Source organism: Rhizobium sp. NZLR11 (assembly GCF_019685115.1).
In the GTDB taxonomy this organism is placed as follows: Bacteria; Pseudomonadota; Alphaproteobacteria; order Rhizobiales; family Rhizobiaceae; genus Rhizobium.
In genome coordinates this window covers 58,647-83,477 of sequence record NZ_JABDWD010000007.1, presented here as the reverse complement: position 1 = coordinate 83,477, position 24,831 = coordinate 58,647, and the positions used below count along the sequence as shown (strand labels likewise).

The following is a 24,831-nucleotide window of genomic DNA, read 5'->3' as shown; positions in this document are numbered from 1 at the left end:
GAAAGGGAGTGGATCACCATGCTGACATTGTACTACGCGGCAGGAACCTGCGCGCTCGCAAGCCTTATTGTCCTGGAAGAATCAGGCCTCGCCTTCGAAACGAGAAAGCTCAGCTTCGCCAATGGCGAGCAGCGCTCGCCGGACTATCTGAAGATCAACCCAAAGGGCCGTGTGCCCGCCCTTGTCACCGAGCGCGGCGTGCTGACGGAAACCCCGGCAATCCTCAGCTTTATCGCTGAAAGCGCGCCGGACGCCAAGCTGGCGCCGCTCGGCGATGCCTTCGAATTGGCAAGGCTGCAGGCCTTCAACAGCTATCTCTGTTCGACCGTGCATGTGAACCATGCCCATCGCCCGCGCGGCTCGCGCTGGGCCGGCGATCAGGCGGCGATCGAGGCGATGAAGGCGAAAGTGCCTGAGAATATGGCGGATTGTTTCACCCTGATCGAAGAGACGATGTTCAAAGGCCCCTGGGCGATGGGCGAGGCCTATTCGCTCGCCGATCCCTATCTCTTCGTGATGACAGGCTGGCTGCCGTCCGACGGTGTCGATCCCGCCCGCTTCGAAAAGGTCAGTGATCACCACGCGCGCATGCTGCAGCGCCCCGCCGTCCAGCGGGCGCTGGCCTACGATCGAGGCTGATATCCGGGACGGGCAGCAAGTTTCCTCGGCGCCCGGAACAGCCAGGCGCCGATGAGCCGCAACCGTAATTCCTCGTCGCCGATCACGGCGGCGCGCACTGGCAGATGGGGCCAGCCGATATAATGCGCGGTCTGGAAATAGATGTCGGGCGCCATTTCGAGCAGATGATCCTTGTCGTCCAGACCTATCGAGATCACGATCGTCTCGGCGTCCTTCACCGCGACGAAGCTCCTTCCGGCGACCTTCAGCGCCGGGTTGCCATAGGAGGTGCTTTCCTCGACATCGAGCAAGCCTGCTTCCGCAGCCAGCTGCTTGAGGCGCTCAAAAATTGCATCGACGTCGCCGGCCATTGTCTCACCTTCCCCTCATTGATCCGAAACCTGAAACCACGCCCGCTTCGGACAGAAAGCGGAACCTTTGTCAGCCGGCCGATGCGGCGGTGAACACCGCCAGCTGGGCCGCGAAAGCACGCTGATAGGCCGGCCGCGCTTCGCCGCGGGCGACATAGGCGGCAAGGTTTGGATATTCCTCCAATAGACCTGATGCTTGCGCCCTGAGCAGCACCGTGACCATCAGCAAGTCGCCGGCGCTGAACGCGCCATCGAGCCAGTCGGCATCGCCAAGGCGAGCGGAAAGGCTCCCCAGCCGTTTGCAGATACTGTCTTCGAGAGCACGCAGGCGCTGCTCGTACCAGGGTTCGTCGCGCTCGAGGATTGTGGCGAGGCTGCGCTCGAAGATCGGTGGCTCCACTGTGTTGAGCGCGGCAAACATCCACGTGACAGCGCGTGCCCGGGCATTCGTATCCGCCGGCAGCAGTTCCGCATGGCGCTCGGCGATATGGAACACGATCGCGCCGGACTCGAACAGCGCGAGATCGCGTTCTTCATAGGTCGGAATCTGCCCGAAAGGATGAAGCGCCAAATGCGCGGGCTCCTTCATCGTCTTGAACGAAACGAGACGAACCTCGTAAGGCTCGCCCGCTTCCTCGAGCGCCCAGCGAACGCGCATGTCACGCGCCAGACCCCGGCCGCGATCCGGCGAGCGTTCAAAGGCGGTAATGGTAATTGTCATCGCTTCCTCCCTATAATTTTATCCTTAGATCGATGCCGATGTAAGGCGTGTTACAATGGCTTGAAAGACGGCTGGCGAAACACGATTCCGACACCGATGCTCGCGATAATCCTCGCCGGGGCCAGATCAATTCAGCGCGGCAAGCCTTGAGACTATCGCCAGATCCCTCGTAAGGCCCCGCCAGACGGGACATGGACCGTGGAGCCGGGCTGGATGCCGGCCGTAACGAGATTGCGGACCGTCTTGTTGGTGAAGAGGCCGCGCATCATGGCTTACCAGTTTCCACGGGGCGATGAGAAGACGTTCAGGTCGCTTGGATTGTCGCCGCGCTCGATCAGATGCCGACCTACTTCCGCTCGACCGTCAGTACCATCGGCATGGCCCAATTGGCCTCGGAAATCGGCCAGCTGAGCAGGTTTACGCTGTCGTCGTCCACCTGAGCTTCCCATCTAGCGTAGAATTTTTGCCGATAGTCATTCAGCCGGACACTTCGGCAGGCGAGAGGACCGCCGTCGAGATTGAGGGCCACCTTGAGATTGAGCGGCGAGGTCTTCAGAAACTCTGCCAGCCGGTCGAGGGAAAAGAACGCGTCCTTTGTCGTGCCGATGACGATACGCCCCAAATCGTCCCTGGCGACGAAGGTTCGGTTGGCGAGCCAGCGGCTTTTCACATTCACATGAGTCTGCCCGTCGTCGCCGATCAGGAGCGGATAGGAAACCATGGCGTTCGACGCGCCGGCAAAGGCGACCCGCCAATCTTGATGGGTCAGATCGCGGATATCGGCAGCGTCTTTGCCGGCAATGAAGGCGCCGGCCTTCGCGTCATATTGCTGGGGCCCCATCGCAATACCCTCGCTGATGAACGGCGTGTCGGGCCTGCCATGCATGTCATAATAGCTGCCGTTGACGATGAGCACTGCGTTGGGCAAAGCCTTTTCCCATTCGTCGATGCCGGTATCGCCCGCAGCCGCATTACGGGTGACGAATCGAAAGCGGGCCGGGTCAATTCTGCTGAGAAAGATCCGGTCGACCTCGCGGCCATCGGCAAGAACCGGCAGCTCCGCCACTTCGAAGCCCGTCTCCGGCTCTTGCCAGACCAGCGGCCCGGGCAAAACGGCCGGGATTACCGGGCTCAACGCCAACCGCATGGAGGCGGAAAGGCGCTCGTCGTCAGGTTTGACTTTGACCCAATAGGTTCCACCGCGCCGCAGGACGGTGTTGAAACCATAAACACCCGCGACCTGCCAGAGCCAGCCGGCGCTGACGACAATGACGACCGTTAAAATTGCTAGGAGTCCGAACAGGATTTTTCGAATTGCTGGCACTGAAAATCTCTTTGCTGAAACAGATAGGGCTTCGCGACGCCGGGTTGGCGTGGCGTCGCCCGAATGCAGCTCCCAAGTAAGGTTTTTCTACGGTGGAAAGGCTGCCCGCTCTGTCGAAATAGCCCCTTCAGCTTGCCAGGGCCAGTCCTCCGTAACGGCTGATTTCGCTCTCGATCTGTCTGACCAGAGTGTCGAGCGCCGGGTTTCGCCTCTTGCGCCCACGACGGAAGACATAGGAGGCGACGGCAGCCTGTCGGTGATGATCTGCATCTCAGGCGGAAGTGATGGGGTGACGATGGAGGGCGTCTGGATGACATCACGAAATTGATTGGTCCCCTGCGAAGCCTGGACAAAGAGGCCGGCGAGCTTCAGTATCAATCCGCATTCGCTCATTCCGGTATCAGGCCCCAATAGGAGAACGCCTTTGTTTGCCGTCGCAAAATATTCAGAACGCACTGGCCGAGGCGGAAGGACGAGACGCGGCTCGAATTCAATCGAGGGCTAGTCTTGCTGCTCGGCCTTGACGCGCCAAAGCTGGCGCATGTCCAATGTCGAGAAGAATATGATCATCGAATTGACTGCTTATGATTTCGCCGCGTTGCTGAACGGCGCCGCGCCCGCAGATACGCGCCTGGTTCCCGATAGCGCGATCGCCCCTCCGGATGTTCTGGAGATGCTGGCGAGGATCGCCGCGGAGATCGGCGCCGAATTTACCCCCTCCGCCTGGATGATTGTCGAGGATGGCGAGATCGTCGGACTGTGCTCCATCATCCGTGCGCCTGAGAACGGCGAACTCCACATAGGCTATGGGATTGTTCCGGGTCGCGAGCGGCGTGGATACGTAACGCGCGCTATCGGAGAATTGCTCGAATGGGCGCGGAAAGACCCGCGCGTTAGGCTCGTTTCGGCCGATACGGGCGTGGAAAACATCGCCTCGCAGCGTGCCCTTGAACGCAACGGATTTATCCGCACCGGCGAACGCATCGATCCGGAAGACGGTCAGGTGATTTGCTGGCAGGCATCGATCGCCTAAGCGGCGCGCACCGTCACGCGCATTTCGCCAGCGGCGGTTTGGCCTCGGCGGAAAACCCGGTCTCTGCTCCGAGCGGAAGATCGGCAATTTCGCGCATCGACATGCGCTCGACCTCGGGATGCCGAAGCGGATCGTCCTTCCAGACTAGCGTAGTGTCTGCACCGCCCATGGCAAGGGCGGGCTTCAAGAAAAACTTCAGCAACGACATGGCATGCCTCGCTTTCTCCGGCGGTGCGGGATGATGGTCGCAGGCTGTAATGTCGGCTCTCCTAAGCGGATTTTCAATTGAGATTAATGCGACGCTGCTATAGAAAAACTGCATGAAGAACCTCAACACGGTCCATATCAACGGCCTCAGGGCGCTCGAAGTCGTCGGTCGTCTGGGCTCGCTGCAGGCGGCCGCCGACGAGCTCGGCGTCTCGGTCGGCGCCGTCAGCCAGCAAGTAATCAAGGCCGAAGCCCAGCTCGGTCAGGTGATCTTCGAGCGCACCGCCAGGGGAATGATCGCCACCGCAGCCGGCCGGCCCGTGCTGCTCGCGCTCAACGAGGGTTTTGCCCGTCTTTCGGCGGCGGTGTCGATCGCAAGCCGCAAGGACGATACGATCCTGACCATCTCGGTGGCGCCGGTTTTCGCCGCCCGCTGGCTCGTCTACAGGCTCGATCGCTTCGCCGAGCGTCATCCCGATATCAAGCTGCGGCTGGATGCAACGACCAATCTCGTCAACCCGGCGCTTTGCGATGTCGATATCGGCATCCGCGTCGGCACCGGCAATTGGCCTGATGTGAAGGCCGAACTGCTGCTGGAGCAGGAGGTCTTTCCGGTCTGTTCGCCTGAGATGGCGGCGAGATTGCAAGAGCCAGCCGATATCCTGGCGCTGCCTGCCGTCGTCGACGGCCGCGCCATGTTCACCTGGGAGGTCTGGATGCGCGAGGCGGGGCTGTCAGGCGCGACACCCGCGACCCGCCACGTCTTCAACGATGCCTCGCTCTGCCTCGATGCGGCGATCGCCGGGCAGGGCGTCATGCTTGCCTGGCAGACCCTGGCCGCCTTTGCGCTCGCCGAAGGCCGGCTCGCTGCCCCCTTCGGCATTCGCGCCCGAACCGGCTTCGGCCATTACTTCGTCACTGCCGAAGGCACGCGCGAGCCGAAGAAGGTCAGGGATTTCAAAGCCTGGATCCGCGAGGAAATGACCGGCACGCAGGCGCTGTTCCGGTAACTCAGGCCTCGGCCGGCTCCAGGCTGCGGCCCGCCTGCATCGCCTTATAGGCCTGGCGAGACTGGCAGCGCTCGATCCACGCCTTGATATTGGGATGTGCGTTGAAAACGGCCTCCTCGCTCTGGGCGTAGCGCAGCACCTCGGCGATATTGAGATCGGCAACAGTGAAGCGGTCGCCGACGATCCATTCCCTGCCGGCAAGGTGGTTTTCGAGAGCCGCAAGCGGCCGGCGCAGCGCGCGGCAGGCGGCGGCGATCACCTGCTTGCCCTCATCGCTGTTTTCCAGGCCGTTATCATAGGTCAGAACGATCTTTACCGTCTCCGGCTCGACCTGCGAGGCGGCCCAGATCGACCACATCGTCAACAAACCGTCTTCTTCGACGGTTTTCCCGGAAAGCGGACCGCCATGTTTACGGGCGAGGTAGAGATTGATCGCCAGCGACTCGTGCATGACGAACTCGCCATCCCTGATGCTGGGGATCTGTGACATCGGGTTGACCGCACTAAAATCCGGGGAGTGCGTGTTGAGGGGCGCCTCTGATGCCAGCGGGTCTGCGAGCCGCTTGGCTTGCAGCACCGGCACCGACCGGAACTCCAGCCCAAGCTCCTCCGCCATCCAGTAGACGCGCGAGGCGCGCGATCGATAAACTCCGTAGATTGTCAGCATGACCGTATCCCCTCAATGTTTCCGAGAGACCGTAGTTGCGCGATCGGCCCCGGAAAAGTCCCTGCCGCTGATGGGATGATGAAAGCTTTTGATGGCGGAGTTCCAGGCACTCGCGAAAACGAAGTCACGAAACGCGGTTGCGCTCGACGGTGAGCTGCGCATAAGGCGAGCCGCCGCCGGCCATCTCGGCCGACACTTTCTTCTCCCACTGGAAGCCTAAAACCGCGCCTTCTGTGGTTTCCTGGAAGATGTTGTCGGTGATGACGGCGGTGCCGGCGCCATCGGCGACCGAGACGGCGCATCCCACAGGCGCCTTGCGCACCACATTGCCGCTGACGACGACGTTGCGCAGATAGGGACCCCAGCCGATCTGCATTCCCCAGCGCGGCGCGCCTTCGATCACATTGCCTGAGATCAGCGTATCGGCCTCCGCCGCGATGCCGATGCCGAAACCGACCTCGTGCTGGTAGGGCCCTTTCAGCGTCAAGTTGCGCACGACATTGCCGGTCACGCTCGCCAGCCTGCCGCCCTCGTCGAAATTGGCGATCGAGATGCCGTTCGCTGCTCCGTCGATCATGTTGGCGGAAACGACGGCGCCCTCGAAGGCGAATTCCACATAGATCGCCGTCTCGCCGGATCGCCGGCACTGGTTGCTGCTGATCTGGATGTCCGATGCCGAATTTGCGCGGATCGCCGTGAAGGCGCAGTCGGAGATATGGTTGTTCACCACCATCACCCCGTCGGCACGGAAGATATTGATGCCGTTGCCGTTTTCGCCGGTGCCGCCGTCATTGGCGCGGATGTTGGAGATGCGGTTGCCGGAAACGACTGTGCCGTCCTCCGCCTTCTTCCAGCGATGCACCAGGATGCCGCCATTGCCGCAATCGGAGATCGTGTTGCCGGTGACCGAAAGATTGGCGGAATCGACCGCATAAAGCCCGGATTGCCCGGCACCGGAAATACGGCTGCGCTCGATCCGCCCGCCGCAGCGCTCCAACTGCAGCCCGTGTTTGCGGCTGCCGCCGATCTCGCAATTGTCGATCAGCAGTTCGTCGACGCCGGTAAATTGCAGCAGACCGCCGGCGTGGTCGGCGAGCGAGCGATTGCCGCCGTCGATGACGAGATTGGAAAGCTCGATGCGGCGCACGTTCTCGGCCGAAAACAGCTGGCCTTCGCCGGTGTAGACGATCCGCGAGGCGCCGGGCACGCCCGATATGCGTGTATTGTCGGGCAGGGTCAGATTGGAGATCCGGTAGGTGCCGGGCGGCAGGAAGACCGGCACGTTTTCCCGCGCCGCCTGTTTGATCATCTGCTCAAGGTTGCGGTTTTTGCGGTCGCCGCTTTCGGGAATGGCGCGATATTCCGCTGCGTCGATCGTCCCGCGCAAATTGGGCTCGGCGGCCGCCGTCCGCGGCGAGGCCAGCGCACGCGATGCCCCGCCCGCAATCGCCGAGGCGGCGAGAAGGAGCAGCATGTCGCGGCGTGAAGGCATCCCGGGCTCCCTGATCATGGCGTGTTCATTCATTGGCATGTCCATAGCAGGAAACATGCCAGGGGGCCTGTCTCTTTCTGGGGCAGGCGGCCGGATTTGCGGTTATGGCGATCGGCAACGGCAGGATATCGCCGCGGATTTTGTCGTCTTGTTCACCCTTTCATTTAAGCAAGCCGAAGGGAATGGGGACTACTTTGAAGGGAATTTTTCGGGTGACGATGCGGGGTGTGGGCCTTCGGCCCACCGGGGAGAATGGCGGCATGCACGAACCGAGTGCCAGGCGATGGGAATCGACCGATGCCCTGTCGGCCGAAACGCGGCGCGTCGTCGCCGCGACGGAGGCGATGATGGCCTCGACTGCCCATCACCTCTCCGAAGGCATCGAGAACCTGCGCCTCAAGGCAATCGTCCACGAACTTCCGGATTTCCTCTACGTCAAGGATCGTGACGGCCGCTTCGTCTTCGCCAATGCCGTCACCGCCAGCAGCCTCGGCCTCGAGAGCGCTGATCTGCTCACCGGCAAGCGTGATTTCGACCTGTTCGATTTCGAGACGGCTCGCCGCCATTTCGATATCGAGCAGCAGATCATGGCGACGGGACAAGCCTCTATCGACATGGAGGAAAGCTACGTCCTGCCCGGCGGCAAAAGGCCGATATGCCGGCTGACCTCGAAGATACCGCTGCGCAACGACCGCGGCGAGATCGTCGGCCTGATCGGCGTCTCCCGTGATATCACCGAACGCAAGCTTCAGGAGGATCTCCATCGCGGCCAGGCGAAACTGCTCGAAATGATCGCCCGCAACGAGCCGTTGCCGATGATCCTCGAGGCGCTGGTCCTGATGATCGAGGAGCAACTGACGGATATCGATGGCTCGGTGCTGCTGCTCGACAGCGAGGGCACCAGGCTTTACCACGGCGCGGCGCCCAACCTGCCCGGCGGCTACAGCCGGCTCATCGATGGTGTCACGATCGGTCCTAAGGTCGGCTCCTGCGGCACCGCCGCCTGGCGCGGCCAAGCCGTGATCGTCGATGACGTGATGAGCGATCCGCTGTGGGAGGATTTCCGCGCCTTGATTGCCCCCTTCGGCTTCCGCTCCTGCTGGTCGACGCCGATCGCCACCGCGCAGAATAACGTGCTCGGCACTTTCGCGCTCTATTCCAGACAAGTCCGCCGTCCCACAGAGCACGAGATGAAGCTGGTGGCGCTCGCCACCCACATTGCCGGCATTGCCATCGAGCGCAAGCGTGTCGATGACCGCATCCACTTCATGGCCCATCACGACGATCTCACCGGCCTGCCGAACCGCGCCTTCCTGAAGGAACGGCTGGCGAATATTCTCGACCAGGCCCGGCGCAACAACCGCAAGGTCACCGTCGCCTATATCGATCTCGACAATTTCAAGGATATCAATGACGGCCGCGGCCACGCCGCCGGCGACGAGGTGCTGAAGGAAACCGCCGCCCGCATGGCCAACAGCGTCAGGGCATCCGATATGGTGGTGCGCCTCGGCGGCGACGAATTCCTCGTGGTGCTCGTCCATCAGTCGAGCCACGATGCCGGCATCACCCGCCGTCTGCGCGAGTTGCAGAAGGCCATCAACCGGCCGATCCGCAGCGACGGCGGCGAGATCACCGTCACTTCGAGCATCGGCGTCGCCGCCTTTCCCTTCGATGGCGCAACCTCGGAAGTGCTTCTCGCCAATGCCGACCGCGCCATGTACCGCGCCAAGGAACTCGGCCGCAACACATTGCAGCACCACGATGGCGGCAGTACGCCAGTCGGAATGCCGCTCGGCGAGCAGGAGGAATTGCACCAGGCGATCACCGGCGACCAGCTTTTCCTGCAATACCAGCCGCAGGTCGATGTCGCCACCGGCCGCATCACCGGCATCGAGGCGCTGGTGCGCTGGAACCATCCGGCCAAGGGCAGGGTGCCGCCGGTCAATTTCATCCCGCTTGCCGAAGAAACCGGCCTCATCGTTCCCCTCGGTCTGTGGGTGCTGAACGAGGCCTGCCGCCAAGCGCGCCTATGGCAGGATATGGGCCTGACGCCGCTGACGATCGCCGTCAACGTCTCCACCAAACAATTCGCCGATCCGGATTTTGCCACTCACGTCGCCGAGGCGCTGGAGCGCCACCGCCTGCAATCGCGCTGGCTGGAACTGGAGGTCACCGAAAGCGTGGTAATGCAGGATGCCGACCGCGCGCTCGCCATGATGGAATCGCTGCGGGCGCTTGGCGTGCGCCTGTCGATCGACGATTTCGGCTCCGGCTATTCCAGCCTGGCGGCACTGAAGACCTTCCCCTTCGACCGCCTGAAGATGGACCGTTCGCTGGTCGAAGCCCTGCCGGGCGACAAAACAGCCGTCGCCATCGCCTCGGCGGTGATTTCGCTGGCGCAGACGCTGAAGCTTTCGGTTCTCGCCGAAGGCGTCGAGACCGACGCCCAGATGGAGTTCCTGCGGCACGCGCGCTGCGAGGAGGCGCAAGGCTACCGCTTCTCCAAGCCGGTTTCGCCGGAAGAGATTCCGGCATTGCTGCGGGCGCGGGACCTCTGAGATTTACTCTCACAAGCCTGCCAATCGCCGCGATTTCTAAACACGAATGATATTGAGCCGCAGAGCGCTGACGACGGCCTGCGTTCTCGTCGTACATCCCAGCTTCTTGATGGCGCTGCCGATGTTATGGTTGACCGCATTCTCCGTGAGATCGAGAAGCTTCGCAATTTCATTGCCCTTCCTGCCGCCGGCAGTCAGCGTCAGGCAGTCCAGTTCGCCCCGCGTAAATTCGATGGGCTTGTGTTTCTCGTTCAATGTGAGTTGTGAAAGCCGGTCATAAATGAGTGTGGCGATAAATAGGAGCTTCGCCATTTCGATCATGTCGAAATTCCGTAGCCCAGAAATCGACATGGCGCCGCGTCCGCCCGCGGCATCGTGAACAGGAAAATAGGCGCCTTTTCCCATGCCGTACTGGTGGAACAGCTCGATGACCGTGGACTTCTTGCCTTCGCCACGATCGGTATTGATCGCTTCGACATCATAGTTGAACGGGCTGGTTGATCTCAGCATCCGCCGGATGACCGGACTGTCGATCATCAGATTATGGGCGTCATAATAATCCACCATTTCCGCCGGCCAGTTGGTAATGATTTTGGTTGCGCCTATTTCGACGAAGTCGACCGTGGGTAGCGTCATGATCAGGAAAGTATTCATTCCAAGGTCCTGAGTGAGGCCCTTCATATATTTGAACACTTCGTAATGCGTGTTGAAGCCTGCCGCGACTTCCTCAATTCGGTAGAATTCGGCCTCGAGCTTCATGTCTTTCTCCGATCAGCCGTTCGCACCCGGGCGCTTGGCAACTGGTGTACCCACCGAACACCGCCTGTCTCGGAAGTCGATTCCATACGCTCGAAGGCGGATGCAACTTTGCCGCCGCGGAGGAAGAATCGAACGGCCGCCAAGTACCGGAACACAAGCATAAAGGGGCGGGTAATACTTAACAAAAAGTAAACCAATCCTAGGGCTTTTGGGGACGGGCCAAGGTGAAAAATCCCCAACTTGACCTCCGAGATCCTCGCCGAGGGATATTCTACCGTCCTGGAGTCTCTCCAATGGAGAAGTTTAAGTAATTGATTTTAATTTGCTAATTTTGACAATTTCCCCTGGCGCGGAGGGCCGCGTCGCCGAGCGGTTCGGTTAATGGGTGCTTAATGAATTTAGCGGATTTTATTTTCAGGTTGCTCGTCCAGCGCAAGCCCGTGATGGGTCGCGGCAGTCATTCGTTCAGACCTGAGTAGGGGGAACAGCATGAAGAAAATAGCATTTGGTTTCGGATCTGATGCCAAGGCAATATTGGCGGCAATGAGCAGGTCACAGGCCATCATCGAGTTCGACCTCACCGGCAAAATTCTAACCGCCAATGCTAATTTCTGTGCCGCGCTCGGCTACAAGTTGTCTGAGATTGTCGGCCAACACCACAAGATATTCGTCGAGCCGGCGGACGCCGCGTCGGCCGACTATCGCGAGTTCTGGGCGAAGCTCGGCCGAGGCGAGTACGATCAGCGCCAGTACAAGCGCATCGGCAAGGGGGGCAAGGAAATTTGGATTGAGGCTTCCTATAACCCCGTCTTCAGCGGCGAAAAACCATACAAGGTCGTGAAATTCGCGACCGACATCACGAAGCAGAAGCTGCAAAGTGCTGAAGACGCCGGCAAATTGAACGCACTTTCGCGCGTCCAGGCGGTTATCGAGTTCACACCGAAGGGCGAGATTCTGTCGGCGAACGAGAATTTCTTGTCGGCTCTCGGCTATCAGATTGCGGAGATCACCGGTCGCCACCATTCCATGTTTTGCGAAAATGCTTACGTCGACAGTGACGAATATCGGCGGTTCTGGGAGCGTCTGTCGGGTGGGGAGTTCGTCGCGGATGAGTTTCTGCGCATAGGCAAGGGCGGAAAAAGGATCTATATCCAGGCCTCCTACAATCCGATTTTCGACATGAACGGCAGGGTATTCAAGGTTGTCAAGTTCGCGACCGACGTCACTGCCCGCGTGAACAATGTCGATCAGCTGGCAGGATCGTTGATGGCCCTGTCTGGCGGAGATTTGACCCAGGAAGTCGCAACACCGTTCATTCCCACACTGGAGAAACTCCGGACCGACTTCAACGCTGCGGCTACCAAGCTCCGCGAAGCGATGCAGGTCGTCGCCCAAAATGCAACGGGTATCGCTGCCGGAGCTCAGCAAATTCGTTCCGCGTCGGACGATTTGTCAAAGCGCACGGAACAGCAAGCCGCTTCCGTCGAGGAAACCGCAGCTGCGCTTGAAGAGATCACCACAACGGTTTCCGATTCCAGCAGCCGCGCCCAGGAAGCCGGCCAGTTGGTGCGAAGGACCCGCGAAAATGCCGAGCGCTCCGGAGCGGTGGTCCGCAGCGCGGTCGAGGCGATGGGGAAGATCGAAACATCGTCCGCGGAAATCGGCAATATCATCGGCGTCATCGACGAGATTGCGTTTCAGACCAATCTATTGGCGCTTAACGCAGGCGTCGAGGCGGCACGCGCCGGCGACGCCGGCAAAGGGTTTGCGGTCGTAGCGCAAGAAGTTCGCGAGCTTGCTCAGCGATCAGCCAAAGCGGCAAAAGAGATCAAGGAGCTCATCATCGCATCCAACGAGCATGTGAAGAGCGGGGTGACCCTCGTTGGCGAAACCGGCAAGGCCTTGGAGGAAATTGTCGCCCAGGTTCAGCAGGTCAACGGCAATGTTCTCGCGATCGTCGAAAGCTCGAAGGAGCAGGCGACGGGATTGAAGGAAATCAACACCGCCGTAAACACCATGGACCAGGGTACGCAGCAGAATGCAGCCATGGTCGAGGAATCGACGGCAGCCGCCCATAGTCTCGCCAGAGAGGCTGACGCGCTCTTCCAGCTGTTAGGGCAGTTCAACATCGGCGGCCTGGCCTCACGACAACCACGCCCCGTTGTGGCAACTCCAGCTTCCAAGCCCGTCGCATCGCCACCGCGCGCAATGGCTGCGAAGGTGAGCGCCGCCTTCCATGGCAATGCGGCAATTGCCGGCGGCGACTGGCAGGAGTTCTGAGACCGGGCGCGGCGGTTCCTCATTTCATAGCCTTGCCGATCGCTTCGATCTCGTTCGTCCAGATGCCTGCCGCATAATTCTGCGGCAGGCGCGCCAGGAGCGCGGGGTCGTCGATGCCGGCGGAAAAATCGCTACCGCGATAGGGGCCGAGCACGAAGACCTCAGTTCCGGCATCCTGCATCCGGTTGAGAAAACGGTCCGGCCAGCCCCAGAGCCGTGGCGCAATATTGATCGGCACCAGCATCATGGCGTGTCTGCAGGCATCCGGCAGCAAGCCGGTCCAGCCATAGCCGATGTAGCCGGTAAGGCAGGTCTTCAGGCTCTTGCGCGAGGCGGTCTTGAGATCGGGCACGAGCCGGCGCAGGACATCGATCGGCTCGTCGCCGCCATAAACGATGATCTGAGCCCGTCGCTCAGTGGAAAGCCCGTTCAGCACGGCTGCGAGCTTTTCACCCTCGGATGGATCACGGCTCTTGACGTTGATGAGGAAGCGCCGATCGGGAAAAGTCGAAAGCACCTCGGCAAGCGTCGGCATCATGCCGATGCCGCGGCCGCGAAACGGAAACGTCTGGCCGCCATCGGCGGTATAGCCGTAGCCAATGTCGAGCTTTCGCATCTCCGCCATCGAATGCTCGCGCGTGACGCCGCGGCCGTCGGTGCGGCAGTCGAGCGTCCAGTCGTGAAAGACGGCGAAAGCGCCGTCCGTCGTCGGATGCACGTCGATCTCGACAATATCGGCGCCGGCCGCAAAGCCTGCCTGCATCGAGCGGATGGTGTTTTCGAGGTAATCATGTTTCGGCGGCAGCATGCGGCTCGCCGTGCAGGTATCGTTCTTCAGATCGGTCTCGTCGAACCGCTGGGCAATGCCGCGATGGGCGAGCAGTTCAGGCTTTCCCGGACGCTGCTCCGCCAGAAGGCTGGTATTGTTGAGGTAGATGCCGGCCGCGGCCAGTGCGATTGCGCCGGCGCAATAGAAAAGCTTCCTGCCCAATGCCGCTCCTCCTGATTGCACCTAGAGATTCAACAGCTAGAAAGCGATTCTGGTTGTTCTTGGGCTCTTTTCCGGCTTTTCTATGCCAATGGCTTATATGCCGGAAAGGATTGCCATCGCGATGGAACAACAGGACGACGAGCTCATCCATTTCGAAGCGCATGGCGCGGCCGCCTTGCCGCCGGCCGCCGTCGAAGGTCATGTTGGACGGGACGGCGCCCGCATCTGGTATGCAACCTATGGCGACGGCCCGCCGGTCATCCTGCTGCATGGCGGCCTCGGACATAGCGGCAACTGGGGCTACCAGGTCCCGGCGCTCCTCAGCAGCGGCCGCCGCGTTGTGCTGATCGACAGCCGCGGCCATGGAAGAAGCACCCGCGATTCCCGCCCCTATACCTATGAGTTGATGGCGGCGGACGTTCTCGCCGTCATGGACGATCTCTCTCTCGAAAGGGCGGCCTTCGTTGGCTGGAGCGATGGCGCCTGCATCGCTTTGATCCTCGCCATGACGGCGCCGTCGCGTGTCGAGGGCGTCTTCTTCTTCGCCTGCAACATGGATCCGAGCGGCACGCTGGAATTCGTCCCGACCCCGGTCATCGACCGCTGTTTCAGCAGGCATGCCAGGGATTATGCCGCATTGTCCGCGACGCCGGACGATTTTCAGCCCTTCGTCGAGGCGGTCAGCCTGATGATGCGGACGGAGCCGAATTATCAGGCTGCCGATCTCGCCAGGGTCGACGTATCGGTCGCCATCGCCCTCGGCGAGCACGACGAATTCATCAAGCCCGAGCACGCCGAATATCTTGCCCGCGGCATTCCCAACGCGCAGATGATCTATCTCACGGGCGTCAGCCATTTTGCGCCGCTGCAGCGGTCGGCGGAGTTCAACGCCGCGGTGTTGTCCTTCCTTGACGACATCGGCACACAAAAAAATGAAGACTTGCGGCGTTGAGCCGCGGCAGCGGAATTTCTTAAGAATTCGGTAACTTTTTCGTATCGGCAAACGTAGGATCCTCTGGGAAGGATTCGTTTGTCGTTCGTTCACGGAAACCTTCGGGCCGCCGCCCACCCATGCGACTTCCTATGCATGGGCGGATTGTGCGGTTCGATGGCCGGTGCTCGATCCGCGGCTCCCCCGCTTGAATTGAGAAGGCCAGGGAGCCGGAATGATCAGCATCGATATGGAAGAAAGAATTTCGATCGCGCGCAAATCGCTGAATGACGCCATGGGTTTTCAGGCGTCGGGAGATCTCGAAAGCGCCGAGAAAGCCTATGTCAGAGTCCTGCACAAGGACTATCGCACGATAGATATTCTACCGCTCCTGGCGGGTGTCGTCGCAAAGAGAGGCGATGACGAAACCGCTCTCTACTACTGGAATAAACTGCTCGGCCTCAATCCCGGCCATCTCGTCGCCCTCATGGAAAAAGGTGCGCTGCTGCGCCGGCTCGGCCGGTCGGCGGAAGCGGTCGGCTGTTATGAGATGGCGCGTGGCCTGTCACCGGAAAATCCTGTCGTGCGCAACAACCTCGCCGTGGCGCTCGCCGATTCGGGCCGGCAGCCGGAGGCGCTTGCCGAGTTTCGTCATGTTCTGCGGCTGCAGCCGGATAATATCAACGCCTGGCATCAGATAAGGCGCATCTCTTCATCGATCGTACCCTTCTGGCACATCGCCATGATGAACGACACCAGACGCAACGACGCTTTCGAAGCGGCGATCCGCCGTGCCATAGAGCTGCGCGGAGCCGACGCGCAGATCCTCGATATCGGCGCCGGCAGCGGCCTGCTGTCGATGATGGCGGCGCGCGCCGGCGCTACCAATATCGCGACCTGTGAGACTGTGGCTGTCATCGCGCAGACCGCGGAGCGGATCATCGCTGCCAATGGTTATCGCGAACAGATCGATATCTTCGAAAAGCCCTCGACCGAACTTTCTGTCGGCAGGGAGATGAAAGCTCGCGCCGACATTCTGATTTCCGAGATCCTTTCGAGCGATCTCCTGGCCGAAGACGTGCTGAAAACCTTCGAGGACGCCCACGCCCGACTGGTCCGAGAGGACGCTATCGTCATTCCACGCGCCGCCGCGGCCATGGGCTGCCTGGTTGCCAGCGAAACGCTCTCGAACTATGCCCATGTCGGCGAGGTCTGCGGCTTCGACATGTCGCAGTTCAATGCGCTCGCCCCGCTGCGTCTGCCGGTTCACGGTACGATGACCGAGTGGACCAGGCTTTCGGATGATTTCGAGATCGCCACAGTGGATCTCACCGCTCGCAAACATACTGCTGCGTTGCGTAAGATATCGGTGCCTGTTCAGGCAAACGGCACCGCAGTCGGGGTCGTCCAGTGGATGAAAGTCGATCTGATCGAAGGCGTGGTTTTTAGCAATCACCCCGACGACTATCATGATGGCGGCTGGCTCCAGGTTCTTCACACCTTCCCGCAGCCGGTAGACGTCCGTGCTGGGACGTCACTGGACATGCTGGTTGGCCACGACAGAACGAGCCTGCTGATGACGCCGGTCGTCTGAGCAACCGGCTTGCGTCACCGCCAAGGAGATCATCATGGCCGTCTTGAGGAAAGGCGGCCATTGACGTTACTGTCCGAATTGTTTCGACCAGCGTCCGATGGAGTCGAGCTTATGCATTGCGCGTTTCCGGCGCATTCGACAATCCCTGTTTCCGCCCTCTGGCCTCGCGTCCATTTCCCGCTATCTCTCGTTTCATGAGACCTGATGCGCTGCTCTATCCTGCCCCCGAAGGGCTCTATTGTCCGGAAGGCGGCTTTTATGTCGACCCGGTGCGGCCAGTTGAGCAGGCGCTCGTCACCCATGGCCATTCCGACCATGCCCGGCCGGGCCATGTGAACGTCCTTGCCACCCGCCAGACGCTCGACATCATGCGCCTGCGTTACGGCGAGGGGTTCTGCGCCAGTGAGCAGGCGGCGGCCTTCGGCGAGGAACTGCTGGTCAACGGCGTCAAGGTGAGCTTCCATCCCGCCGGCCATGTGCTCGGCTCGGCCCAGATCGCCATCGAGAAGAGCGGCACCCGCATCGTCGTCTCGGGCGACTACAAACGCCGCCCCGACCCGACCTGCGCGGCCTACGAGCCGGTCCCCTGCGATGTCTTCATCACCGAGGCGACCTTCGGCCTGCCGGTCTTTCATCATCCGGATCCGATGGACGAGATCGGCAAACTGCTGGCCTCACTCAGGCAATTTCCCGAGCGCACCCATCTCGTCGGCGCCTATGCGCTCGGAAAGGCGCAGCGCGTCATCAGGCTGCTGCGCGATGCCGGTTATGCCGAACCGATCTATATCCACGGCGCCATGGAAAAACTCTGCGACTATTATGTCGAACAAGGGATCGATCTCGGCGAGCTGCTGCCGGCCACCGTCGAAAGCCGTGACAAATCCGCCTTCAAGGGTGCCGTCGTCATCGGCCCGTCATCGGCCTTCGCCGACCGCTGGGCCCGCCGCTTCAACGAGCCGCTGCCGGCCTTCGCCTCCGGCTGGATGATGGTGCGCCAGCGCGCCAGACAGCACGGCGTCGAACTGCCGCTCGTCATCTCCGATCATTGCGACTGGCCGGAACTGACGGAAACCATTCGGGAACTGCACCCGGCCGAGGTCTGGGTGACCCATGGCCGCGAGGAGGCGCTGGTGCGCTGGTGCCAGCTGCAGGGCATCAAGGCCAAACCGCTGCATCTGGTCGGTTATGAGGATGAGGCAGATTGAGGCGATGAGCGGCACCCTGGATCAAAACCCCTCCCCAACCCCTCCCCAAAAGGGGGAGGGGCTTAACCTGCCGCATCGTCTCGCGATGAAATCACCGAAAACGCTGCGGTCGAAGGAGGACAAGGCAGTGCCGCATATTAGCCCCTCCCACCTGTGGGGAGGAGTTGGGGAGGGGTCTTTCCCCGGAATGCGGAGGTCAAGATGAAAGCCTTCGCCGACCTCCTCGACCGCCTGGTCCTCACCCCCAGCCGCAACGGCAAGCTGAAGCTGCTCACCGATTATTTCCGCGACACGCCGGACCCGGACCGCGGCTACGGTCTGGCCGCCATCGCCGGCACGTTGGAGGTGCGCAACGTCAAGCCCGCCATGCTGCGCGAACTGGTGCTGGAGCGCATCGACGAGGTGCTGTTCCGCTATTCCTATGACTATGTCGGCGATCTCGCCGAAACCATCTCGCTCGTCTGGGATAATGAGCAGGATATCGACCGCTCGGCCCTTTCGCAGCCGCGTCTCGGCGAAGTCGTCGCCGGCATGAACGCGCTCGGCCGCACCGAAGTGCGCGGCTTCGTCCGCGATCTGCTCGACCGGCTGGATCCGTCCGGCCGCTTCGCCTTCATCAAGCTGGCGACCGGTGCCATGCGCATCGGCGTTTCCGCCCGGCTTGCCAAGCAGGCGTTGGCCGACCTCGGCGATAGGGACGTCACCGAGATCGAAACCCTCTGGCACGGCCTGCAGCCGCCCTATGAGACGCTGTTCGCATGGCTGGCGGCTAGCGGCGAAAAGCCGGTGCTGGCCACCCCGGCGATCTTCCATTCGGTCATGCTCGCCAATCCGGTGGAGGAGGGGGATCTCACCAGTCTCGATCCGGCGAGTTATGCCGCCGAATGGAAATGGGACGGCATCCGTGTCCAGCTCTCCCGCTCCGGCGATCGGCGCAAGATCTATTCCCGCTCCGGCGACGACATATCTGGCGCCTTTCCCGATATTCTCGAGGCAATCAGTTTTTCCGGCGTCGTCGATGGCGAGTTGCTGGTCGGCGGCACCGCGCGCTCCAACAGCCCGACCCGAACCTTTTCCGACCTGCAGCAGCGGCTGAACCGCAAGACGGTGACGGCAAAGATGCTTGCCGACTACCCGGCCTTCATCCGTACCTATGATCTGCTTTTCGACGATGAGGAGGATGTTCGCGGCCACCCCTATATCGATCGCCGCGACCGGCTGGCCGAGATCATCGATCGCGCCCCCCACGACCGTTTCGACCTCTCGCCGCTCGTGCCGTTCTCGTCGTGGGACGAACTTGACCGTCTCCGTGCCGCCCCGCCCGATCCGGTCATCGAGGGCGTGATGATCAAGCGCCGCGACAGCGTCTACCAGGCCGGCCGCATGAAGGGGCCCTGGTTCAAGTGGAAGCGCAATCCCTATAATGTCGATGCGGTGCTGATGTATGCCCAGCGCGGCCACGGCAAGCGCTCCAGCTACTATTCCGATTTCACCTTCGGCGTCTGGGCCGATGACGAGGACGGTGAACAGCTGGTGCCCGTCGGCAAGGCCTATTTCGGTTTCACCGATGCCGAACTCGAAGTGCTCGACAAGTTCGTGCGCAACAATACCACCGAACGTTTCGGCCCGGTGCGGGCGGTGCGCGCCGACAAGGATTTCGGCTTCGTCGTCGAAGTGGCCTTCGAAGGCATCAACCGCTCGACCCGGCATAAATCGGGTGTCGCCATGCGCTTCCCCCGCATCGCCCGCCTTCGCCCCGACAAACCCAGCTACGAGGCCGACCGGCTGCGCACGCTGATCGCCATGATCGACGCCAAGCCGGGGTGAGGGCCAATATCCTGTGCAACAATGCCGCAGGACGATATTTTCAACACGATGTGTATTGGCGGCAACGATCTTCCGGTGCAAATCTCGCGTGCCGGGGAAATGATTTGGGTGCTGCGTTATGAGCTCGAATGAACGGAATTCCTTTTTCCTCCAACGCCGTGCCGTGCTGGCCGGTCTTGCCGGCGCACTCGTCCTGCCGCAAATGGCAGCGGCGTTCGACGTTCCGGATGAACCGCGGCTTGCCAAGCGCGATTATGCCAAGGTCCGCCACCATTTCCGCACCAAGCTTTTGCAGAAGGGCCCGGCGCCCGACAAATACGAACTGCTGAGCGCACCTGCCGACGCCGACAAGATCTTCTATCGCTCGGGATACGGCGAGCTGGAACTGGCCGCTTGGGTCTCGAAGTACAAGCGTGAGCGCGTCGGCAAGCCGGCTGTGCTCTTCCTGCACGGCGGCAACGCCATGGGCGCCGGCCACTGGCAGCTGATGAAACCCTATATGGATGCCGGCTATATCGTGATGATGCCGTCGCTGCGCGGCGAAAACGGCCAGATGGGCAATTTCTCCGGCTTCTACGACGAGGTCGACGACGTTCTCGCCGCCACCGAGCGCCTGGCGCATCTGCCGGGTGTCGATTCGGGGCGCCTGTTCATCGCCGGCCACAGCATCGGCGGCACGCTGACCATGCTGACGGCGATGAGCACCCAGAAATTCCGCGCCGCCGCGCCGATATCGGGCAACCCCGACGCATTCCGCTTCTTCAACCGCTATCCCCAGGATATCCGCTTCGACGACAGCAATACGCGTGAATTCGAGGTGCGTTCAGCACTGTGTTACGCCCACAGCTTCAAATGTCCGGTCCGTGTCGTCCATGGCACGGAGGAGCCGCATTTCAACGACCGCGCCGATCTGCTGGCCCGCCGCGCCCGCGCCAACGGCGTGCATATCGAGACCGAAACCGTCGCCGGCAATCACACCTCGGCGCTGCCGGCCGAGATCGAACAGAGCATCCGCTTCTTCCATGGAGTTGCGGCCTGATTTTTTGCCGCCGCTTCAAATACAGGCCCGTTAGGCCTATATTCCCGGCATGAAGACGGACGCAGAGAGCATGGTTGTGCCGAACGACTTCCCCGAGCTGAAATCGCTCGTCTGGAATCGCGATCCCGCGCGCGCGATACCTGCCTGCGAGGCTTTCGCGCTGTATGAACGCAACTGGCGTTTCGTCGATACCGGCCGGCTGACTGAGCGGGAGATGCGGCTGATCCGCGAACTGGCTGCCGCCTACGGCAACGGTGTTCTGCTCGTCTCCTGATTTTCCGTTTCTTTATCCTTCGCCTTTAAGCTTGGGCAGAAACCAGGTGGCCATCATGGAATTCAGGCGTTCCGAACATCGCACCATCGCTGCGGCCCTTCGGCTGATGAAGGCGGATTTTTTTCTGGCCAACAAGTGTTGGTTTGCCGGCGGAACAGCCATTGTCATGCTTCTCGACGAATACCGGCTGTCGCTCGACGTCGATTTTCTCTGTGCGGATAGCGAAGGATATCGCGTCTTGCGCACGGCGGCGGTCGAAAGCGGCGTGGGAGCGTTTTTTGGGGAGCCGGTCACGACGCTCAGGGACTTCAGGACGGACCAGTACGGCGTGCGGACGGTCCTTGCCCTCGACGACCAGCCTATTCGCTTCGAAATCGTGCGCGAGGCGCGGATCGCTCTTGAAGGCGCTTTCGATTCGCGGCTGAATGTTTCAATTCTGTCGCTGCCTGATTTGTTTACCGAAAAACTGCTCGCCAACGCTGACCGCTGCCAGGACAGGGCTGTCGCCTACCGTGATGCTATCGACCTCGGCATGCTTCTCACCCGCTACACGGAGATTCCCGCTGCCGCCGTTTTGAAGGCGACGCAAGCTTATGGGCAAGACATTGAACGCAAGATCGGTTGGGTCATCACCAGACTTGAGGACGAGACCGAATTGAGACATGCCGCAAGCGTTCTACAGATGGACGGCGATCTTGCCGTGCGGGCAATCGCCGCCCTTCGTGGCGAGGCGCAGCGGCTCTGGTTGTTTTAATCTCCCGGCTTTCCCGCCCGCCATCAACACCAGCCTCGCGCCAGCCGCGAATGCCATCGTCCCGGCAGATGTCGCTGTCTTGCCGACCGTTGATAAGGGTGGTTCCATGAATTTTCTGCGCCGGGTCTTCCCGATTGCCGGGCTGGTGGTGGTCGTTGCGTCGCTGAGCGCCTGCAACATCCTCATTCCCGATGTCGCCGCCGATTCGCCCGCCCGTTTCGTCCAGGAAACTTCGCCGGTCTTCTATCAGCCGCCCGGCGTCGATCCGCGCCGGGTGCGGCCGATCCCCGATCAGCCGGTGCCGCAGACGCGCGAGCTCTACAAGACCCAGTTCCATCAGACTTACGGCCTGCCGGTCACCAATCCGGTGCACATGGCGATGTATGGTGCGCTTCGCGATGAGGATTTCACCCTGCCGGCCATCCCCGTCAGCCGTGTGCAGCCGCAGTTCCTGCGCCAGGAGGTCGACTACCAGACCACCGAGCGTCCCGGCACCGTGGTCGTCGATACAAAGGCGCATTACCTCTATTTCGTCGAAGCGAACGGCAAGGCGATGCGTTATGGCGTCGGCCTCGGCCGCGATGGTTACGCCTGGTCCGGCCGCGGCGTCATCCAGTGGAAACAGAAATGGCCGCGCTGGACACCGCCGGTGGAAATGGTCTCACGCCAGCCCGAGGTTCGCCCCTTTGCTGCGGAAAACGGTGGCATGAACCCGGGTCTCCAGAACCCGCTCGGCGCCCGCGCCATGTATATCTTCAAGGAGGGGCAGGATACGCTCTATCGTATCCACGGCACGCCCGACTGGCAGTCGATCGGCAAGGCCACCTCGTCGGGCTGCGTGCGCATGCTGAACCAGGACGTCGTCGATCTCTATGACCGCCTTCCTGCCAAGGCGGAGATCGTTGTGATGTAGCGCTGCAACAGCGCCGCCGATATCGTCCGCCCAAGGCCGGACACGTCTGCGTGAAGCTATGGTTTATTTGGCGCAAGCCGATAGATCTTCTGATGTTGTTATCTCGGATTCCCGCATCAGAGGAAATCAGTCCCGCGTCATGAGCTTCGATAGACATCTTTCCCGCCGCAGCTTTCTTTCCTTTTCGGCATTGACAGCAGTATCCGCGCTCACCGGCTGCGCCTCTTCGGCCAATACGGTAACATCGGGCGATACGACGATCACCTACCGTTCGCCCATGCGCCTGTTCCAGTCCCCGGAAGCGTCGAGCACGCCGAGCGGGGCCGAGCTTGCCGTCATGTATGGCCCCGTCGAAGACGGCGGCTTTCTCATCCCTGCCGTTCCCTACGAGCAGATCGACCCGCGCTATTATCGCCAGCGCGTCCTCGATCCCACCGGCCAGCCCCCCGGCACCATCGTCGTCGATACGCCGTCGCGCTTCCTCTATCTCGTCCAGGGTGACGGCATGGCGATGCGTTATGGCGTCGGCATCGGTCGCGAGGGTTTCGCCTGGCAGGGCTCAGGCGTCATCCAGTGGCGTCAGAGATGGCCGCGCTGGAAGCCGCCGAACGAGATGGTCGCCCGCCAGCCGGAACTCGTCAAATATTCGATCGAGAACGGCGGCATGGAGCCGGGCCTGAAGAACCCGCTCGGCGCCCGCGCGCTCTACATCTTCTCGAACGGGGAAGACACGCTCTACCGCCTGCACGGCAATCCCGACTGGCGCTCGATCGGCAAGGCAGTCTCTTCGGGCTGCGTGCGGCTGCTGAACCAGGATATCATCGATCTCTACGATCGCGCTCCGACGAAAGCGCCGATCGTCGTCTTGCAGTAATGTCACCGAGGCGGCCGTCAACCAGCCGCCTCGGATTGCTCCGTTTTCCCCGGTGAAACGGCCCGTTTTGCGCCCGCGAGAGATTTATTTTTCAAAAAACCATTGCTTAATTCGCTAAATATCCTACATGGTGCGTATCGAATTGCTTGCGACCTTTGTCCACGCGCTGAAGCGCTCCGTCAGATATCCTCTCAACATCGATACGGCTTGTCGGACATTCCGCAGGCGAAACACAAACGGTTGAAAAGGAGATCGTTATGAATTCAGGCGTCGTCAAGTGGTTCAATGGCACCAAGGGTTTTGGCTTTATTCAGCCCGATGATGGTTCTACGGACGTTTTTGTCCATATTTCAGCGGTCGAACGCGCCGGTATGCGCGAACTCGTTGAAGGTCAGAAGATCCGCTACGATCTCGTCCGCGACAAGAAGTCCGGCAAGAATTCGGCCGATAACCTTCAGGCCGCATGATTTGTCATTCGCCTGTGCTGACCATAATGGCAGCGAAATGGCTGAGTGACTGGAAGAGGTCGGGTGCCAACCCGGCCTTTTTGCTTTGACCGCTGGGCTTTTCCGAATGACCCCGGTCGTTCTTGAATGACCTCGTTCTGATTGACCAGTGAGCAGCCGAAAGTCGAAGGGACGCTGAAATGGGCAGACCAAACTATAAGATCGGCGATATGATCGTGCTGAAATCCGGTCTTACCCGCACGGCGAAGGCCGACAAGCGCTGCCGGATCGCCAGCATTCTGCCCAACGATCACGGGCATGTGCAATATCGCGTCCGCTTCGACGCGGAAAATTTCGAACGCCGCATTACTGAGGCCGATATCGATACCGGGGAATCGCCATCCAGAGCTCCCCTGGAGATAGCGGCCAAGTCCGACGGCGCAGAGCCCTGGCTGAAGTTTTCGAGCATCAGAACGGGCAAGTAGTTTCGCCGTTTCATTATTGACAGTGCGGCCTCGCCGCCGTGACAGGAAGGATATCACTTTGCAGGTACTCGTCAGGGATAACAACGTCGATCAGGCGCTCCGCGTGCTCAAGAAGAAGATGCAGCGGGAAGGCCTTTTCCGAGAAATGAAGGCGCGCAGCGCTTTTGAAAAGCCGTCCGAGAAGCGCGCCCGCGAAAAGGCCGAGGCCATTCGCCGCCAGCGCAAGCTTGCCCGCAAGAAGCTTCAGCGCGAAGGCCTGCTGCCGGCACCGAAGAAGGTTCTCCGCGCCCGCTAACCCGGCCGTGGAATCACGGCCCGGCCGCTGCATCGCGGCCAACGTGGAAGCACGGTCCGTCCGTGGAATCGCGTGCTAACGCGGAATCACGGCTGACTGGCGAATCACGGCTTGGCCGCGGAATTGCGGCCAGCTGTGGGATCATGGCCTAGCCGCACAATCG

Annotated in this window: 25 protein-coding genes and 1 pseudogene; 17 read left to right on the top strand and 9 right to left on the bottom strand. The window is 61.1% G+C overall.

Annotated elements, in window-relative coordinates; translation table 11 throughout:
• The first annotated feature begins 18 nt into the window (after nucleotides 1-18).
• Nucleotides 19-639 carry a glutathione S-transferase family protein gene (locus HJB83_RS14085; protein WP_221117012.1) on the top strand — a complete coding sequence of 207 codons (621 nt, stop codon included), beginning with the start codon at nucleotides 19-21 and terminating at the stop codon, nucleotides 637-639.
• Here the strand turns inward: HJB83_RS14085 and HJB83_RS14080 are convergent.
• From HJB83_RS14080 to HJB83_RS34090, 4 genes and pseudogenes are all read right to left on the bottom strand, one after another.
• On the bottom strand, nucleotides 624-989 hold the full coding sequence (locus HJB83_RS14080; protein WP_221132159.1) for an MmcQ/YjbR family DNA-binding protein: 366 nt from the start codon (nucleotides 987-989) through the stop codon (nucleotides 624-626). The genes HJB83_RS14085 and HJB83_RS14080 overlap by 16 nt on opposite strands.
• A 70-nt stretch (nucleotides 990-1,059) precedes the next feature.
• Nucleotides 1,060-1,710 carry a glutathione S-transferase family protein gene (locus tag HJB83_RS14075; protein ID WP_221132158.1) on the bottom strand — a complete coding sequence of 217 codons (651 nt, stop codon included), beginning with the start codon at nucleotides 1,708-1,710 and terminating at the stop codon, nucleotides 1,060-1,062.
• A gap of 346 nt (nucleotides 1,711-2,056) precedes the next feature.
• Entirely contained in the window at nucleotides 2,057-3,034 is a 978-nt protein-coding gene (locus HJB83_RS14070) for a phosphodiester glycosidase family protein (RefSeq protein ID WP_207583425.1), read from the bottom strand.
• Nucleotides 3,035-3,161: 127 nt separating this feature from the next.
• Nucleotides 3,162-3,316, bottom strand: a pseudogene (locus HJB83_RS34090) (LysR family transcriptional regulator); the annotation flags it as partial.
• Between the two features lie 259 nt (nucleotides 3,317-3,575).
• Here HJB83_RS34090 and HJB83_RS14065 point away from each other — a divergent pair.
• Entirely contained in the window at nucleotides 3,576-4,067 is a 492-nt protein-coding gene (locus tag HJB83_RS14065) for a GNAT family N-acetyltransferase (RefSeq protein WP_221117008.1), read from the top strand.
• Nucleotides 4,068-4,080: 13 nt separating this feature from the next.
• Here the strand turns inward: HJB83_RS14065 and HJB83_RS14060 are convergent, their stop codons facing one another.
• Nucleotides 4,081-4,275 carry a hypothetical protein gene (locus tag HJB83_RS14060; RefSeq protein ID WP_207583427.1) on the bottom strand — a complete coding sequence of 65 codons (195 nt, stop codon included), beginning with the start codon at nucleotides 4,273-4,275 and terminating at the stop codon, nucleotides 4,081-4,083.
• A 112-nt stretch (nucleotides 4,276-4,387) separates the two neighbouring features.
• Between HJB83_RS14060 and HJB83_RS14055 the strand changes: the two genes are divergently transcribed.
• Complete coding sequence (locus HJB83_RS14055) at nucleotides 4,388-5,284, top strand: LysR substrate-binding domain-containing protein (protein ID WP_221132157.1); 897 nt, start codon at nucleotides 4,388-4,390, stop codon at nucleotides 5,282-5,284.
• Nucleotide 5,285: 1 nt separating this feature from the next.
• Here the strand turns inward: HJB83_RS14055 and HJB83_RS14050 are convergent, their stop codons facing one another.
• Complete coding sequence (locus HJB83_RS14050; RefSeq protein WP_221132156.1) at nucleotides 5,286-5,951, bottom strand: glutathione S-transferase family protein; 666 nt, start codon at nucleotides 5,949-5,951, stop codon at nucleotides 5,286-5,288.
• Nucleotides 5,952-6,075: 124 nt separating this feature from the next.
• Nucleotides 6,076-7,443, bottom strand: coding sequence for a TIGR03808 family TAT-translocated repetitive protein (locus HJB83_RS14045; RefSeq protein ID WP_207583430.1), 1,368 nt, complete (start codon nucleotides 7,441-7,443; stop codon nucleotides 6,076-6,078).
• A gap of 260 nt (nucleotides 7,444-7,703) precedes the next feature.
• Between HJB83_RS14045 and HJB83_RS14040 the strand changes: the two genes are divergently transcribed.
• On the top strand, nucleotides 7,704-10,001 hold the full coding sequence (locus tag HJB83_RS14040) for an EAL domain-containing protein (protein ID WP_221117004.1): 2,298 nt from the start codon (nucleotides 7,704-7,706) through the stop codon (nucleotides 9,999-10,001).
• A gap of 36 nt (nucleotides 10,002-10,037) precedes the next feature.
• Here the strand turns inward: HJB83_RS14040 and HJB83_RS14035 are convergent, their stop codons facing one another.
• A complete protein-coding gene (locus HJB83_RS14035) occupies nucleotides 10,038-10,760 on the bottom strand; it encodes a LuxR family transcriptional regulator (RefSeq protein ID WP_221132155.1) in 723 nt (240 codons plus the stop codon).
• Nucleotides 10,761-11,249: 489 nt separating this feature from the next.
• On the opposite strand from HJB83_RS14035, the gene HJB83_RS14030 reads away from it, so the two are divergent.
• Nucleotides 11,250-13,040: a PAS domain-containing methyl-accepting chemotaxis protein gene (locus HJB83_RS14030; RefSeq protein WP_221132154.1), complete on the top strand. Its 1,791-nt coding sequence runs from the start codon at nucleotides 11,250-11,252 to the stop codon at nucleotides 13,038-13,040.
• 19 nt (nucleotides 13,041-13,059) lie between these two features.
• On the opposite strand, the gene HJB83_RS14025 is transcribed toward HJB83_RS14030, so the two are convergent.
• The gene (locus HJB83_RS14025) at nucleotides 13,060-14,031 is read right to left on the bottom strand and encodes a glycerophosphodiester phosphodiesterase family protein (protein ID WP_221132153.1); all 972 of its coding nucleotides are present in this window, start codon (nucleotides 14,029-14,031) and stop codon (nucleotides 13,060-13,062) included.
• Between the two features lie 121 nt (nucleotides 14,032-14,152).
• Here HJB83_RS14025 and HJB83_RS14020 point away from each other — a divergent pair, with 121 nt between their 5' ends.
• From HJB83_RS14020 to rpsU, 12 genes are all read left to right on the top strand, one after another.
• Nucleotides 14,153-14,983, top strand: coding sequence for an alpha/beta fold hydrolase (locus tag HJB83_RS14020; protein WP_221117000.1), 831 nt, complete (start codon nucleotides 14,153-14,155; stop codon nucleotides 14,981-14,983).
• Nucleotides 14,984-15,197: 214 nt separating this feature from the next.
• Nucleotides 15,198-16,556: a tetratricopeptide repeat protein gene (locus HJB83_RS14015; protein WP_207583435.1), complete on the top strand. Its 1,359-nt coding sequence runs from the start codon at nucleotides 15,198-15,200 to the stop codon at nucleotides 16,554-16,556.
• Nucleotides 16,557-16,750: 194 nt separating this feature from the next.
• Nucleotides 16,751-17,761 carry a ligase-associated DNA damage response exonuclease gene (locus HJB83_RS14010; protein ID WP_207583436.1) on the top strand — a complete coding sequence of 337 codons (1,011 nt, stop codon included), beginning with the start codon at nucleotides 16,751-16,753 and terminating at the stop codon, nucleotides 17,759-17,761.
• A gap of 201 nt (nucleotides 17,762-17,962) precedes the next feature.
• Nucleotides 17,963-19,588 carry a cisplatin damage response ATP-dependent DNA ligase gene (locus tag HJB83_RS14005; protein ID WP_207583437.1) on the top strand — a complete coding sequence of 542 codons (1,626 nt, stop codon included), beginning with the start codon at nucleotides 17,963-17,965 and terminating at the stop codon, nucleotides 19,586-19,588.
• A gap of 118 nt (nucleotides 19,589-19,706) precedes the next feature.
• Entirely contained in the window at nucleotides 19,707-20,627 is a 921-nt protein-coding gene (locus HJB83_RS14000; RefSeq protein ID WP_207583438.1) for a S9 family peptidase, read from the top strand.
• Nucleotides 20,628-20,676: 49 nt separating this feature from the next.
• Entirely contained in the window at nucleotides 20,677-20,901 is a 225-nt protein-coding gene (locus HJB83_RS13995; protein WP_207583439.1) for a hypothetical protein, read from the top strand.
• Nucleotides 20,902-20,956: 55 nt separating this feature from the next.
• Nucleotides 20,957-21,655, top strand: a complete 699-nt coding sequence (locus HJB83_RS13990) for a nucleotidyl transferase AbiEii/AbiGii toxin family protein (RefSeq protein WP_207583440.1) — start codon at nucleotides 20,957-20,959, stop codon at nucleotides 21,653-21,655.
• A gap of 106 nt (nucleotides 21,656-21,761) precedes the next feature.
• Nucleotides 21,762-22,568, top strand: coding sequence for a L,D-transpeptidase (locus tag HJB83_RS13985; RefSeq protein WP_221116999.1), 807 nt, complete (start codon nucleotides 21,762-21,764; stop codon nucleotides 22,566-22,568).
• 139 nt (nucleotides 22,569-22,707) lie between these two features.
• Nucleotides 22,708-23,442 (top strand): L,D-transpeptidase, encoded by a 735-nt coding sequence (locus HJB83_RS13980; RefSeq protein WP_207583442.1) that lies wholly within the window; start codon nucleotides 22,708-22,710, stop codon nucleotides 23,440-23,442.
• A gap of 257 nt (nucleotides 23,443-23,699) precedes the next feature.
• Nucleotides 23,700-23,909: a cold-shock protein gene (locus tag HJB83_RS13975; protein WP_003546468.1), complete on the top strand. Its 210-nt coding sequence runs from the start codon at nucleotides 23,700-23,702 to the stop codon at nucleotides 23,907-23,909.
• Between the two features lie 179 nt (nucleotides 23,910-24,088).
• The gene (locus HJB83_RS13970; RefSeq protein WP_164010656.1) at nucleotides 24,089-24,373 is read left to right on the top strand and encodes a cold-shock protein; all 285 of its coding nucleotides are present in this window, start codon (nucleotides 24,089-24,091) and stop codon (nucleotides 24,371-24,373) included.
• Between the two features lie 58 nt (nucleotides 24,374-24,431).
• Nucleotides 24,432-24,668 (top strand): 30S ribosomal protein S21, encoded by a 237-nt coding sequence (gene rpsU / locus HJB83_RS13965; protein WP_003569533.1) that lies wholly within the window; start codon nucleotides 24,432-24,434, stop codon nucleotides 24,666-24,668.
• Nucleotides 24,669-24,831: the final 163 nt, after the last annotated feature.

Excerpts from the sequence above, each read along its gene's own strand:
- HJB83_RS14020 (WP_221117000.1), top strand. The coding sequence starts at position 14,153 with ATGGAACAACAGGACGACGAGCTCATCCATTTCGAAGCGCATGGCGCG.
- HJB83_RS14015 (WP_207583435.1), top strand. The coding sequence starts at position 15,198 with ATGATCAGCATCGATATGGAAGAAAGAATTTCGATCGCGCGCAAATCG.
- HJB83_RS13995 (WP_207583439.1), top strand. The coding sequence starts at position 20,677 with ATGAAGACGGACGCAGAGAGCATGGTTGTGCCGAACGACTTCCCCGAG.
- HJB83_RS14055 (WP_221132157.1), top strand. The coding sequence starts at position 4,388 with ATGAAGAACCTCAACACGGTCCATATCAACGGCCTCAGGGCGCTCGAA.
- HJB83_RS14080 (WP_221132159.1), bottom strand. The coding sequence starts at position 989 with ATGGCCGGCGACGTCGATGCAATTTTTGAGCGCCTCAAGCAGCTGGCT.
- HJB83_RS13990 (WP_207583440.1), top strand. The coding sequence starts at position 20,957 with ATGGAATTCAGGCGTTCCGAACATCGCACCATCGCTGCGGCCCTTCGG.
- HJB83_RS13970 (WP_164010656.1), top strand. The coding sequence starts at position 24,089 with ATGGGCAGACCAAACTATAAGATCGGCGATATGATCGTGCTGAAATCC.
- HJB83_RS14065 (WP_221117008.1), top strand. The coding sequence starts at position 3,576 with ATGTCCAATGTCGAGAAGAATATGATCATCGAATTGACTGCTTATGAT.
- HJB83_RS13985 (WP_221116999.1), top strand. The coding sequence starts at position 21,762 with ATGAATTTTCTGCGCCGGGTCTTCCCGATTGCCGGGCTGGTGGTGGTC.
- HJB83_RS14085 (WP_221117012.1), top strand. The coding sequence starts at position 19 with ATGCTGACATTGTACTACGCGGCAGGAACCTGCGCGCTCGCAAGCCTT.
- HJB83_RS14040 (WP_221117004.1), top strand. The coding sequence starts at position 7,704 with ATGCACGAACCGAGTGCCAGGCGATGGGAATCGACCGATGCCCTGTCG.
- HJB83_RS13975 (WP_003546468.1), top strand. The coding sequence starts at position 23,700 with ATGAATTCAGGCGTCGTCAAGTGGTTCAATGGCACCAAGGGTTTTGGC.
- HJB83_RS14075 (WP_221132158.1), bottom strand. The coding sequence starts at position 1,710 with ATGACAATTACCATTACCGCCTTTGAACGCTCGCCGGATCGCGGCCGG.
- HJB83_RS14005 (WP_207583437.1), top strand. The coding sequence starts at position 17,963 with ATGAAAGCCTTCGCCGACCTCCTCGACCGCCTGGTCCTCACCCCCAGC.
- HJB83_RS14045 (WP_207583430.1), bottom strand. The coding sequence starts at position 7,443 with ATGCCTTCACGCCGCGACATGCTGCTCCTTCTCGCCGCCTCGGCGATT.
- HJB83_RS14030 (WP_221132154.1), top strand. The coding sequence starts at position 11,250 with ATGAAGAAAATAGCATTTGGTTTCGGATCTGATGCCAAGGCAATATTG.
- HJB83_RS14010 (WP_207583436.1), top strand. The coding sequence starts at position 16,751 with ATGAGACCTGATGCGCTGCTCTATCCTGCCCCCGAAGGGCTCTATTGT.
- HJB83_RS14000 (WP_207583438.1), top strand. The coding sequence starts at position 19,707 with ATGAGCTCGAATGAACGGAATTCCTTTTTCCTCCAACGCCGTGCCGTG.
- HJB83_RS14060 (WP_207583427.1), bottom strand. The coding sequence starts at position 4,275 with ATGTCGTTGCTGAAGTTTTTCTTGAAGCCCGCCCTTGCCATGGGCGGT.
- HJB83_RS14050 (WP_221132156.1), bottom strand. The coding sequence starts at position 5,951 with ATGCTGACAATCTACGGAGTTTATCGATCGCGCGCCTCGCGCGTCTAC.
- HJB83_RS14035 (WP_221132155.1), bottom strand. The coding sequence starts at position 10,760 with ATGAAGCTCGAGGCCGAATTCTACCGAATTGAGGAAGTCGCGGCAGGC.
- HJB83_RS13980 (WP_207583442.1), top strand. The coding sequence starts at position 22,708 with ATGAGCTTCGATAGACATCTTTCCCGCCGCAGCTTTCTTTCCTTTTCG.